Source organism: Fodinicurvata fenggangensis DSM 21160, from assembly GCF_000686045.1.
GTDB lineage: Bacteria > Pseudomonadota > Alphaproteobacteria > Kiloniellales > DSM-21159 > Fodinicurvata > Fodinicurvata fenggangensis.
The window spans coordinates 1-13,091 of sequence record NZ_JMLV01000009.1; the positions used below are offsets into that span (position 1 = coordinate 1).

General features: G+C 51.2%; 9 protein-coding genes, 1 tRNA gene and 1 pseudogene. 4 read left to right on the forward strand and 7 right to left on the reverse strand.

Annotation, left to right across the window (positions count from 1 at the left end; translation table 11 throughout):
• Nucleotides 1-239: transposase (locus BP38_RS0112395; protein WP_026987982.1), on the forward strand; the 239-nt coding region annotated here is incomplete at its 5' end.
• Here BP38_RS0112395 and BP38_RS22640 read toward each other — a convergent pair.
• Nucleotides 236-688, reverse strand: a complete 453-nt coding sequence (locus BP38_RS22640) for a hypothetical protein (protein ID WP_155992421.1) — start codon at nt 686-688, stop codon at nt 236-238. The genes BP38_RS0112395 and BP38_RS22640 overlap by 4 nt on opposite strands.
• 325 nt (nt 689-1,013) lie before the next feature.
• On the opposite strand from BP38_RS22640, the pseudogene BP38_RS20525 reads away from it, so the two are divergent.
• Nucleotides 1,014-2,098, forward strand: a pseudogene (locus BP38_RS20525) (IS630 family transposase).
• 119 nt (nt 2,099-2,217) lie between these two features.
• Here the strand turns inward: BP38_RS20525 and BP38_RS22645 are convergent.
• The 5 genes from BP38_RS22645 to BP38_RS21865 all read right to left on the reverse strand — a co-directional run bounded on the left by BP38_RS22645 (nt 2,218) and on the right by BP38_RS21865 (nt 8,853).
• On the reverse strand, nt 2,218-3,129 hold the full coding sequence (locus BP38_RS22645; RefSeq protein ID WP_155992423.1) for a hypothetical protein: 912 nt from the start codon (nt 3,127-3,129) through the stop codon (nt 2,218-2,220).
• A gap of 4 nt (nt 3,130-3,133) precedes the next feature.
• Complete coding sequence (locus tag BP38_RS22650) at nt 3,134-5,308, reverse strand: glycosyltransferase (protein WP_155992425.1); 2,175 nt, start codon at nt 5,306-5,308, stop codon at nt 3,134-3,136.
• Between the two features lie 11 nt (nt 5,309-5,319).
• The gene (locus BP38_RS0112405; RefSeq protein WP_026987983.1) at nt 5,320-6,510 is read right to left on the reverse strand and encodes an NAD-dependent epimerase/dehydratase family protein; all 1,191 of its coding nucleotides are present in this window, start codon (nt 6,508-6,510) and stop codon (nt 5,320-5,322) included.
• 30 nt (nt 6,511-6,540) lie between these two features.
• Nucleotides 6,541-7,599, reverse strand: coding sequence for a polysaccharide biosynthesis protein (locus BP38_RS0112410; RefSeq protein WP_026987984.1), 1,059 nt, complete (start codon nt 7,597-7,599; stop codon nt 6,541-6,543).
• 300 nt (nt 7,600-7,899) lie between these two features.
• Entirely contained in the window at nt 7,900-8,853 is a 954-nt protein-coding gene (locus tag BP38_RS21865) for a glycosyltransferase family 2 protein (RefSeq protein WP_026987985.1), read from the reverse strand.
• Nucleotides 8,854-9,213: 360 nt separating this feature from the next.
• On the opposite strand from BP38_RS21865, the gene BP38_RS21870 reads away from it, so the two are divergent.
• Nucleotides 9,214-10,983, forward strand: coding sequence for an ABC transporter ATP-binding protein (locus BP38_RS21870; RefSeq protein WP_026987986.1), 1,770 nt, complete (start codon nt 9,214-9,216; stop codon nt 10,981-10,983).
• Between the two features lie 245 nt (nt 10,984-11,228).
• Here the strand turns inward: BP38_RS21870 and BP38_RS0112425 are convergent.
• Nucleotides 11,229-11,303, reverse strand: a tRNA-Thr gene (locus BP38_RS0112425).
• Between the two features lie 115 nt (nt 11,304-11,418).
• On the opposite strand from BP38_RS0112425, the gene BP38_RS20540 reads away from it, so the two are divergent.
• Complete coding sequence (locus BP38_RS20540) at nt 11,419-13,083, forward strand: PAS domain-containing sensor histidine kinase (protein ID WP_081816647.1); 1,665 nt, start codon at nt 11,419-11,421, stop codon at nt 13,081-13,083.
• Nucleotides 13,084-13,091 lie beyond the last annotated feature (8 nt).

A 13,091-nucleotide genomic window follows, 5' to 3' on the forward strand; every position in this document is an offset into this window, starting at 1 on the left:
AAAGTCCAAAGGCTGCCCAAACACTGCGGGATGTCGGTGCCTGGTTCCTGTTCCTGCCGCCCTACAGCCCCGATCTCAATCCCATCGAGATGGCGTTCTCAAAGTTGAAAACCCTGATCCGCAAGACCGCCGCCCGCTCATACGACGAACTCTGGCAGGCCGTCGGCCATGTCTGCGACCTCTTCACCGAGGAGGAATGCACCAACTTCTTCAGGGCTGCCGGATATGAAATCAATTAAACGCGACAGGCTTTAAGGTCGGCAGCAGGATGATTCTTATAACGGTCTTGTTGAGAAACAAGCTTCTGCATTTCTTTCTCAAAAAGCTCGGGGTCCACTCTAAATGCTCGAGTATCGTCATTAATATACCGCCATTGCTTTGTCTGACGGGCAACCAAGAGACTCATAGTGGCAGAAAAGACATCCTTACGATAAAGCACCACCTTTCCAGAAAAAGCTGAATGCTTAAGTATATAGTCATTAAGATCATTCGGTAAATGAGACCAAAGATGTTTCACACATCCATCACTCATGTGCGCTATACGAGCATCAACTTCTTTGCAAGTTCTAGGACGTAAGGCCTGCGAGCGATTCTTGAAGGGTTCCCATTCAATATTTACTTTAAAAGATCTAATTGCTCTAAGAAGTTCACTTGTTCCACTTCGTCCATGAGAAAAAATTAGATACATTTGATCTTTCCTACTAGTTCGAACTACCTGTGATGAGGAATTTTAGCTTTTGGACCTAAAATAGGCATACCTGCTCGGCGGCAATTGCCACCTCCATTGAGGGCTTGCCCAAGAAGGATGCTACCGGACTTAAGTGTAATCCTGGTGCCATGCCTCACATGTCCGTTGTGCAACCGCATAACTCAACACCAATAGCCATTCAGGCATTCCCTCTAACTCAGCTTTTCCGATAACGAATTGAACCTCGGTTTGCTAGTGGATAGCACGGAACAAAAGAGTCCGAACGGGGGATTCCCATTTTTCTTTTGCAGTGCGAGTCTGGGGGATGCGCGATGGTATTAGATTCACATTGTCCGCCGCCGACCGTCAGCGATTGTGCGACATTGTTGCGGCCCCGCAGAGCCCTCAGAAACACGTCTGGAGGGCCCGTATTGTGCTGCTGAGTGACGATGGTCTGGGCACCTCGGCGATCATATGGCCGAGACCGGCAAATCCAAGACCTGTGTCTGGCGTTGGCAGGAGCGTTTCATGCACGCGGGTGTCGCGGGCTTGCTGCGCGATAGATCCCGGCCGCCCGGCAAGGCACCGATCCCGGCGGCGCGGGTTGCCGAGATCATTCGGCTGACGCAGGAACCGCCGCCGCACGAGGCGACTCACTGGACGTTGCGCGCCATGGCACAGACGAGCGGTGTTGCCGCCTCGACGGTGCAGACGATCTGGAAAGCCCACGGGCTCAGTCCTCACCGCTGGCGCCGCTTCAAATTGTCGAACGACCCGGCGTTTGCCGATAAACTCACCGAGATTGTCGGCCTTTATGTTGATCCGCCGGCGCACGCGGTGGTGCTGTCCGTCGATGAGAAGTCGCAAATCCAGGCACTGGATCGCACACAGCCCGGACTGCCGATGAAGAAAGGCCATGCCGGCACCATGACCCATGACGACAAGCGCCATGGCACGACCACCCTGTTCGCCGCCCTCAATGTGCTGGACGGATCGGTCATTGCTCAGAATATGCAGCGCCACCGCCATCAGGAGTTCATCCGTTTCCTCAACCGTATCGAGCACGAGGTTCCAGCGGGCAAGGTCATCCACGTCATTCTCGACAACTAAGCGGCACACAAGAAGGACAAGGTCCAGGAATGGCTCGCGCGCCATCCGCGCTGGACCTTCCACTTCACGCCAACCTCGTGCTCCTGGCTCAATGCCGTCGAGGGCTTCTTCGCAAAGCTTTCCAGGCGGCGGCTCAAGAATGGTGTCTTCCGGTCCCTCGTTGACCTCCAGGCCGCCATCAACCGTTTCATACGCGAATACAATGCCGACAATCCAAAACCTTTCATATGGAAGGCCAATCCCGACGACATTATCGCCGCTCGTAACAGAGGGTTCCAAACGTTGGAATCAATCCACTAGTATTTCTGGCCTAGTTTCAAAAGCTTCACTATTCATTAGAGTTTAAGCTCCTCTTTACCAATTTATTTTATTTGCGTTTCTCAAAAATTTTTTAAAAGAAATAACTATATTACTTAATATTATAAATGTGTAATATATTTTATGTCATTATTTATAATATTAAGTAATTCTACTCTTTTTTCCAAAGTATTTTCACTTATTTTCCAATCTTTATGTGTATTATTATTGTGATAATGATTTATAATAGATTCTTCAAGTTCATAATGCTCTATCAATTCTCTGTCTAATGCTCCATTTATTTCTTTTATTATTTTTAGTATGCATTCAATGCTTTCTCTATAATTCCATAATCTATTTCTCCTCAGATAATACGAATGATGCGTTATCTGATTTTTATACTCTTCCCATAGTCCTTCATGACCTAAAAAATTAATCCAGTAAGGAGGCCTTTTAATACTAACAAGTGGGATTTTTTGTTCGTATGCTTGTTGTGATATTTTCAAATCAACCATTGGTTCCTTGGGAAAATCCAAAAAAGATAATTTAAATTTGTCATTTCTATATGCAAAAGTCCCAGAACCAATTAATGATACCAACTTATGAGTCTCCAGGCCCTTCTTCCATCCATATCCTGTAGTTCTATCATAATACCAGTAGGGATTAGGACTAGTAATAGAACCATGTACTGTAACCCCAATTTTACCATGGAACTTATTAATTAAATGTACTATATTATTTGTATAGTCTGATGGATAAATAAAATCATCATCCAATAGAAATATATACGATTTTTTTATTATATTATCTAATGGGAATATCTTACCGTTTGCGCTTATGTCACCATAATTTTCTTTCCCTAATATTGGTATTACATTGTTGTATTTACTTATCATATTAGGAACTTTAGGTGATTCGTTTATATATAAATATATAATATCAAATTGATGATGTAAGCTGTTTAAGACTTTATCAAGAGTCTCGAATCTTTTGGGAAAAGTTGCTAACGATCCTACGATTTGATATCCATTCATTTATTTACTCCAATATATTTATACTTATATCTTCGAATGATATATTAGATTTCTGGATTATTGATTGATCACTTTCTTTCCACGTATGACCTGATTTATTTTTAGCTCTATGAACCACAAAATTTAAAAAATCTGAAAAATAAATATTATACCCTAGATTGTACAGGTTTCTAACCCATTCACTATCATTTCCATTTCGAGTTCGATGAGAAAACTCTGGTAAATTAGACTGCTTTCGACCTGAGAGTGTAGCTCCACAAAGGTATTCCCCTTCGTTTAAGAATTTTCGGTATTTTTGTCCTGCGTTTCTACCTATTATTATATCTGTATCTTCTAAATAGGTTAGATATTGAGGTTTACCTATCGCATCAGCGCCTGAATAAATATAAGCCATAACCATATCACTTATATAGTACTTTCCATAATAATCATCATCATCAACTTTAAACCAATATTCCCCTTTAGATTTTCTAATAGCATAGTTTAAACAATAGCCAATATTAAATTCTTTTTGTATGTTGTATATTATTATTGATTCATCGTAGAATGTATTATCTATATAAGTATTTGTATTATTAATTATTATTAATTCTTTATTTAAGTATAACTGTTTTCTGTAATTATTAATTATATAGTTTATATTTTTAGGTCTTTTAGTTACAGCTATCATACTAACAAGAGGGCTATTTTTATTAGTTTTACCCCCTAGTTTTTCAATTAGATTGTCAAATTTATTGTTATTAAAAAATATTCTGTATCTTTTTAGCCATTCTTTTTCGACAAACCAATTATTTCTAAATTGAAGTATATATCCAGGTAAGTGTGAAAATTCTGGTATACAAAATACTAACTGAGAAAACTCTCTTATGTATTCCTCATTGCCTATATATATAGGCAATGATCCAGCTGCAATAGAATCTATTACTATTTCAATAATACTTCCTTTGCTCTTTAGTGTATATTCTGTTATAATTACAAACTGTGCTTTTTTAAGCAAAGTTTTATAGTGCTCATACCCATCGCAATCTACTATTATTTGGTTGCTTGATATATACTTATGAAAAGCACTCTCAGAAAAACGATATTTATTGTCAGTTATTATTAAATTATCTTTTGGGATGCAATCCAATAACTCAATGTTTTCATTAAATTCAAATAAATCTGATGCATTTGGATATAAGAATACTTCTTCATAATCGCTTTCTCTTACCGGAGTGATTTTTTTATAATTACATATATAGTCAAGGCTTTTATAATTAAAATCAAAATATTTTGTATTATTATCATTACCATTGATGGATTTTATTAATATTGTATTTACACCATGTTCTTTTAGTATATTAATTATTTCTTCATAATATACATTTTCAGTATTATCTATATAGTCCTCTACAAATAAATTTCTCCCGGCATGATTTATATAATTTAGTTCAATTATTATATTCTTTATTGAGCAAAATTTCAGATATTCTATATCTATTTTACTAATTGGTTTAACTCTAATTGAATCTTTCAAGTGGTAGTATAACCTGTCTGAGCCTAGAAATAATGCATCGATATTTTCTTCAATCATACTGTAATTAAAATCGAGCACTCTGTAGTATGTTGTATTTATGTTTCTTTTTTTCAAATAAAAATTTTGCAATAGTTTATTTGTATTGCTCTTTATATCATTATATATATATTTCATATTAGATTTTTGCTTTTTGTAATATTCTTTTTTATAATGTAATTTAATTAATTTTCTTACTAGATTATATTGTAAATCAATAATTCTATTATACTTTTTCTTTATGTATGCTGTATTATTAAATATATTTAAATTTATTTCTTCTAGAGAGTATCTTTTTAAGAATACTGAATTATCAAAGTGTATAACTGCCATATTTGCATATGGAGGGGGGCTTATTATAAACAAGCTGGAGATTATTTCATATGGGCAATGCTCTAATATATCTTCTGGTAAAAGCACTGCTCCTATTTTTTTATAGTAATCTTTTCCAACTACATGAGCAGAATTTGGAATTTTGTTCCCTTCATTGTCGTAAAACTTTATTCGAAGGGGCGCTTTCTGAATATTAGGATATTTTACGTTATGTTGGGTTATAAACAAAGATAATTCAAATAGCTCTCCCTTACCACAATGAAATGTTATTGTATTATTCTGTGTATTATACATCGTTATTTCTTTTAAGCTCCCCACTTTACTCCCCGAAAGATGACCTCTTTCCTGATATTGTCGCTATAGCGGTCGACAACTCGGAACATGCCCTCCATCACCTCGTCGGTGAGATAATGGGGTTCCACGCCAATGCCGGTCAAGCCCTGGTACGTCGGGTTATAATAATGCTCCTCCGCTTCCTTGCGGGGGTTCTCCAGATGCTCGATGGTTACATCATAGCCCAGCTTCGCGCCCACACGCCGGGTCATCTCGGCCAGTTCCATCACGCTGAAGGTCTCCATGATCTGGTTGAAGATCCGTAGCTCGCCGCTCTTGGCCGGGGTTTCCACCGACTTGTCCACACACTGCAGCGTGTCGTTGATGTTCAGGTATCCCCGCGTCTGGCCGCCGCGGCCATAGACCGTCAGGGGATAGCCCACCACCGCCTGGGTGATGAAGCGGTTCACGATGGTGCCGAAGATCTCGTCGTAATTGAAGATGGGATAGAGGCGCTCGTCACCCTCGGTCTCGTTCGTTTCCAAACCATAGACCGGCCCCTGCATCAGGTCGGTGATGCGCAGGCCCCAGGTGCGCACGGCGAACCACATCAGGTCGGTGTCCATAATCTTGGTGGTGTGATAGAGCGAGCTGGCCTGCCGCGGGAAAAGGAAGGTGTCCTTGCGACCCTTGTGCTCAACCTCAAGCCAGCCTTCCTCGATATCGATGTTCGGGGTGCCGTATTCCCCCATGGTGCCGATGTGCACCACATGGGTGTCGCGCGCGAAGTCCTTAAGCGCGAACATCAGGTTGTTGGTGACCAACAGGTTGTTGGAAACCGTCAGGTTGGCCGCCTTGTGGTTCAACAGGGAATAGGGGGCCGACGGCTGTTCGGCATAGTGGATCACCGTCTCGGGGATGCCGGTGAAAGAGGGGTCGACCGCCCTGTCATAAGTGACGCGCCCGTCGAACAGGCTGCGCATGACTTCAGGATCCGAAAGGTCGCCAATCACCACCTTGATCTCGCGGCCCGTCTTCTCGTGCCACAGCCGCGCGCGCTGCTGCAGGCTGGGCACCGTATAGAGCATGCCGACGTCCAGTTCGGTACAGGCATTTCGGCGCAGGTAGTTGTCGACCACCGTCACCTGGTGCCCCTGTCGCGAGAAGTACATGGCCGTGGGCCAGCCCAGGTAACCGTCACCGCCGAGTATCAGAATATGCAAACCTTGCTCCTCTTAGTTGTTGGCTTTGCCTTATGCGGCCTCGGACTCGGATTCGAACATCAGGTCATTGTCGAACAGGAAGCGGCGCAGCGCATCCTGGTCCAGCGGTGCCTCATTGGCGGAATTGTAAGGATTGTCGATCTCCCAGGAAACAACGTCGGGATAGTCATAAGCGATGTCCTGATAGATGGAGCGGAAGGCCGGCAGGACCGAGAAGTAATTGGACAGCTCCACCGTCCGACGCATCTCTTCGGAATTCATCAGCTCTTCGTACAGCTTCTCGCCCGACTTGGCGCCGATGACCTGGATCTTGATGGCATCGGGGGGGTGGCCATAGCGCGGCGCCAGTTCGCGGATCATGACCTCGGCCAGGTCCTGGATGCGGATGACCGGCATCTTGGTCACGAAAACCTCGCCCCCCTGTGCCAGGACGGCGGAATCAATCACCAGGCGCGTGGCCTCGTCGATGCTCATGATGAAGCGGGTCATGTCCGGGTCGGTCAGGGTGATGGGGCCGCCCTTGCGGATCTGCTCGCGGAATATGGGAATGACCGATCCGCGCGAGCCCAGGACATTGCCGAAACGCGTGGAGGCAAAGACCGGCTTGTGATTGCGCCGTGTGCTGTTGGCTGCGGTGATCAGCCGCTCGCCCATCAGCTTGGACGACCCCATGACGTTGGTGGGGTTAACAGCCTTGTCAGAGGAGGTGAAGATCACCGTTTGGACGTCGCAATCCTTGGCCGCCTCGATCACGTTCTGGATGCCCAGGATATTCGTCTGCACGGCATCGAAGGGGGAATGCTCGCACAGGATCACGTGCTTCAGCGCGGCGGCATGGAAGACGATATCCGCTTCGGCGAACTTGGTCCGCAACTTGGCCGCATCGCGCATGTCGGCCAGGAAGAAATGAACGTTGGGGTGATCGCTATAGTCCTGGTCACAGAAGAACAGCTCTGATTCGTTGTTGTCGAGGCCGATGAGCGAGCCTACGGCATAGTCCTCCACCAGGTGCTGGATCAGTTTCTTGCCCACGGTGCCACTGGCGCCGGTAACCACAACGCGCTTGTCGCTGAAAAAGGCCTGGTTCACGCTATCCCCACTTCGATTTTCTGCGTCCGAATGGATCGTGAAGCTGAAAATGGTTTCGATATATCCACAATATTTTTTCTCAACCCGTTTATCCCAAAATTCGACAGTCGCCCCAACTGTGCGGGCCAATCCGCAACAGGTGCAAAGCGATTCAATTTTCTTCAGTTACAGGAATGTGCCCCCAAACCATATGCGAAGAATAAAGGACTACACCAATGAAGGGCAAGCGACTTTCCGCTGCCATCTTCAGGCGTTGTATATTTCTGCTTCCTCATCAACTCACAGGCACTGGCGCTCATATCAAGTCCCGCTCCCCAATCGGCTTTTTGCGGGGCGCGCCTGCGGGACGGGAGTGGTTAGCGTCTCGCCTTCTTCTTCGAAAACCGGCGTTGCTTCTGGCTGGCGGATTGGCTGGGGCTGCTCTTCGCGCTCGGCCAGATGCTTGAGAAAACGTGAGCAGAGCCGTTGTACCTTGGACAGGAGCCAGTTGCATTGACGGTTCTGTGCGGCGCTCAAGCCCAGGATTTTCGAACGATTCAGAAGCCGGGCACGTCTGTCCATCAAGGGCCGGTACTTGCGATAGAAAAGCCGTGTGCCCTCCAGCATTGCTGGGCTTTTGCTCAGGTGATCGTTGCGTCCGCGATGCAGCGTGACGACGGCGTGCGGGACGGGCAACAAGCGCTTGCCCTGCTGCAAGAAATCGATGGCCAGGGCACGATCTTCGGAAACCTGCAACGCCGGATCGAAACCGCCCACAGCCAGGAAGGCGGCGCGGCGCACGACGATGTTCTGGCCCCCGATACCGGGATTGTGGACCAACAGCTCGGACAACAGATCCTCGGTGCTGTAAAGACAGGATTCCGTGGTATGTACGCCTTCACCTTCTGTTATGGCATCCTTGCGCCCGATCAGCAGGTCGGATGGGGCCTCTGCTGCCTGAAAGGCCAAGGCCATCTGTGCCAGGTAATTCGGTGCCCACTCGTCGTCGTCGTCCAGGAATGCAACAAATTCGCCAGTGGCCCGATCCGCCCCGGCATTGCGTGCGGAACTCACGCCGACGCGCGGTGCCAGGCGCAGCAACGTGACGCCCTGGGGCAAGGTCTCGGGTGGAACCGGCGTTATGCCATTGTCCACCACGATGATTTCGCGCGGCACATGCGTTTGCGCCCGCACGGATCTCAACGCACGTTGTACCCACAAGGGCCGGTCACAGGTGGGGATGACCACCGAGATATCCCAAATATTCTCTGTCATACCCTGCACGATTCACTTGCATTCTGTTTCAAGAGTTAACCTCATGGCGCCGTGGTTCACAAGCTTGTTTCAATCACAAGCTGTTACGATTTGTTACTGTTGGGGAAGTTTAACAAAGCCGGCGCATCATCGCCGGCGATATTGCTGTGTTATATTTCTGACGCAAGCCCGGGTATTCATGTAAAATCTGTTGGGTTGAGTGCGTGCTTTCATCTCAATAACCCCTTTACAGGGTGACTCTGGTCCTCCATAGGCTTACATAGCTGCGAAAACAGTTTGTCTATTTTCAAATGTGAGGCTTTCTGGGGCACACCGGTTGTTAGATTGCATCGCCGAAGCCTTTCCTATACCTAGCAATTGATGAAAACAGTCTGGCGCATCTTCTTTTCGGCCGAGGGGCACAAGAAATGGATGGTCCTGGCTTGCCTGTTGCTGGGCAACATCGTCCAGGGCATCGGCATCGCCGGCCTGGTGCCCCTGATCGCCGTGGTCAGCGACTCTGCGAACGAGGAACCCTCGGCGGCAAGCCAGTACATCCTTGAGGCCATTCGCGCCCTGGGGGTCGAGCCGAACCTGGAAATCCTGCTGCTGATCGTCGTAACAGGGATTTCTTCCAAGTCGCTGATCAACCTGCTGGCCATGCGCTACGTCGGCTATGTGGTGGCCGACATCACCACGAGCCTTCGCCGCCGCCTTTTGTCCAACCTGTTGAATGCACGCTGGGCCTTCCTGGCGGACCAATCCCTGGGCAAGCTGGCCCAGACCATCAGCATGATCTGCCTGCGCGCTGGCAGTGCCTTCCAGCTTTCGGCCAACATGCTGTCGAATGTCCTGCAGACGGCCGTCTATCTGATCGTGGCTTTCTTCGTGTCCTGGAAACTGGCGATCATCTCCCTGGTCATTGGCGCCATCATCACCGTGGCTCTACATCGCTTCGTGAAGGAGGCTAAGAACGTCGGCCGCGACGATGCCGGTCAGACCAATGCCCTTTCCGCTATCCTGTCCGATGCCTTCCTGGGCATGAAGCCCCTGAAGGCCATGGAGCGGCAGGAGCCTTACGCCAACCTGATCAACGCCTCGATCTCGAAGATGCGCAGAGTCATGCGGAAAAAGGTGATGGTGAAGGAGAAGCTGTCCAACTCGCAGGAGCCATTGCTGGTGGTCTGCCTGGCCGGCGGTTTTTATATCCTGATCGAGATTTTCGCCACACCCATCGCCCAGTTGCTGGTTATGGGCGTGATCCTGCAGCGCACGGTCAAGACCATCAACAAGCTGCAGGAGCAGATGCAGCAGGTGGTCATTTTGCAGGGGGCCTATGAGACCCTGCACCAGATGCTGGATGAATCGGCGGAACAGGCCGAGAACCGCGGCGGTGAAATTTCGCCCAGGCTGGAGCAGGGCGTTCGTTTCGATGGTGTTTTCTTCAACTACGCGGATAACGTCGGCGCTAAGAGCAAGAAGCGGCTCAAACGCCAGGGCAAGGCCAGGCCCGTGCTGCGCAACCTGTCCCTCGAGTTCCCGGCGCGCCAACTCTCCGTCCTGACAGGGCCGTCAGGCGCCGGAAAATCCACGGTGCTGGACCTGCTGCTGGGCTTCTACTATCCCCGCAAGGGACAGATCCTGATCGACGAGACGCCACTGGAGGAAGTGGATCTGGTCGCCTGGCGCCGCATGATCGGCTATGTGCCCCAGGATCTGGGACTGTTCACCGAGAGCATCCTGGCCAACATCACCCTGATGGAACCCGATCTGACCGAGGAGATGGCCGTCGAGGCGCTGAAGGCCGCCGGGGCGTGGGAGTTTGTCTCGGAAATGCCCCAGGGCATTCACACCGAGGTGGGCGAGCGAGGTGGCAAGTTGTCGGGCGGCCAGCGCCAGCGCATCGCCATCGCCCGCGCTCTGGTGCACAAGCCCAGGCTGCTGATCCTCGACGAGGTCACCAGCGCACTCGATGAAAAGACCGAGGCGGAAATCTGCCAGACCATGAAGGACCTCAGCGGCGAAGTCACCATCATCGCCATCTCCCACCGCCCCAGCTGGACCAACGTCGCCGACGTCGTCCACCACCTGGACGGCGGCAAGCTGGTGAAGCCGGCCGCCGCAGCGAAGACGGAAGCGGCGGCGGGGTAGGGCCCTTCGAGGCTCCGCTTCGCTCCGCACCTCAGGCTGAGGTTTTTCTTTTATTTTAGTTAGTTACATACCAGCCTCATGCTGAGTCGCGCGACCGTCAGGTCGTGCCTCGAAGCACGTTGGCACAGGCGGTTGGGGCTGGGGGAAGGCCAGCGGAACTGTCTGGCCCAGATCCTTCTAGGCTCGCTCACGCTCGCGCCTCAGGATGAGGTCATTTATATTAACCAATTGAAATAAAAGGAAAATGGTGCCGACGGAGTGATTCGAACACTCGACCTACTGATTACGAATCAGTTGCTCTACCCCTGAGCTACGTCGGCTGCATCGGGAAGGCGGCTATACCTAGTGCAGGTAGGGGGTCTTCGTCAATGTTCCAGAAGGCGGGTCAGGCATGTATCATGGCCCTCCACAAGAGCTGAGGGAATCGGGGTGTCGATGAGCGGGTCCGCGGACAATCAGGGCTCGGGTGCAGGACCGGGCGCAGGGTCGGGCCAGGAGGCGGCAGTCCAGGAGGACGGCGGCACTGGCTATGATGGCGGGGTCGCTTATGATGGCGGAGCGGGCCGCGACTGGGGCCTGGAGGAGGAGAGCTATCGCGCCATCTTCGAAACGGCGCAGGTCGGCCTCTACCGCAGCTCGCGCGACGGGCGCTTCCTGATGGTGAACCAGGCCCTGGCCGATATCCTGGGCTATGACTCGCCCGAACAGCTCTGCGCCGAATGCCGCTTCACCACCGGACAGCTTTACCTGGACCCGAACTGGCGCGAGATGATGGTGAAAACCCTGGAAAGCCGGGGAAAGATGGACTCCACGGTCTGTCAGGTGCGCCGGCGCGACGGTGCCGTGAGATGGGTGCGCCAGGCCGCGCGCATGATGCCGGGCAAGGACGGGGATGCAGACTATTTCGTCGGATCCTTCGAGGACGTCACACAGCAGATCGAAGCCATGCAGCGCCTGCGCGTGGCCGAGGCCAGCTATCGCAGCCTGTTCGAGCATGCGCGCGAGGGCATCTATCGCAGCTCGCTGGAGGGGCAGCAGCTGCGCGCCAACCCGGCGCTGGTGCGGCTGAACGGCTATGACAGCGAGGAGGAGCTGCTGGCCGCCGTCGGCGACATCGCCGAGGAGTGGTATGTGGAGCCGGGCCGACGCGACGAGTTCAAGCGCCTGATGGAGGAGAACGACGAGGTCGTCAACTTTGTCTCCGAGGTCTATCGCCACCGGACCCGCGAGCGCATCTGGGTGAGCGAGAACGCCCACCTGGTGCGCGCGGCTGACGGCGCGCCGCTCTACTACGAAGGCTCGGTCCGCGAGATAACCGACGAGCGCGCCGCCGAGGCCGCCCTGATGGAGGCGCGGCGCAGCGCCGAGGAGGCCAACCGCGCCAAGAGCCGTTTCCTGGCCGGGATGAGCCACGAGCTGCGCACGCCGCTGAACGCCATCATCGGCTTTGCCGAACTGATCCTCAGCGAGCTGTACGGCTCGCTGGGCAATGCGCGCTATCGCGCCTACCTGGAGGATATCCGCGGCAGCGGGCGCCTGTTGCTGAACCTGTTGAACGACATCCTGGACCTGTCGAAGGTCGAGGCCGGGATGATGGAACTGGTGGAGCGCAAGGTGGTCCTGCCCGAGCTGCTGCAGGATTGCCTGCGCCTGCTGGAGGCCCGGGCCCGAACGGCTCAGGTCGATCTGCGCCTGGAGGTGCCGGCGGGCCTGCCGCTGCTGCGCTGTGACGAGCGGCGGGTGCGGCAGGTGGCGATCAACCTGCTGTCCAATGCCGTTAAGTACAACCATCCGGGCGGCGAAGCCGTGCTGAAGGCGCGGCTGCGGGACGACGGCGGGCTGGACCTGGTGGTGTCCGACAACGGCATCGGCCTGTCGGAAGCGGACGCGGCCCGGGTCTTCCAGCCCTTCGTCCAGGTGCAGCGAGAGATCGACGGCGGCCCCAGCGAAGGCGTGGGGCTGGGCCTGCCGCTCTGTCGCGAGTTGATGGAGATGCACGGCGGCAAGGTGGCGCTGGACAGCCGGCTGGGCGAAGGCACCAAGGTCACGGCCAGCTTCCCGCCCGAACGCAGCGTGCCGGCCGAGGACACGTCAGCTTGAGGGGCCTC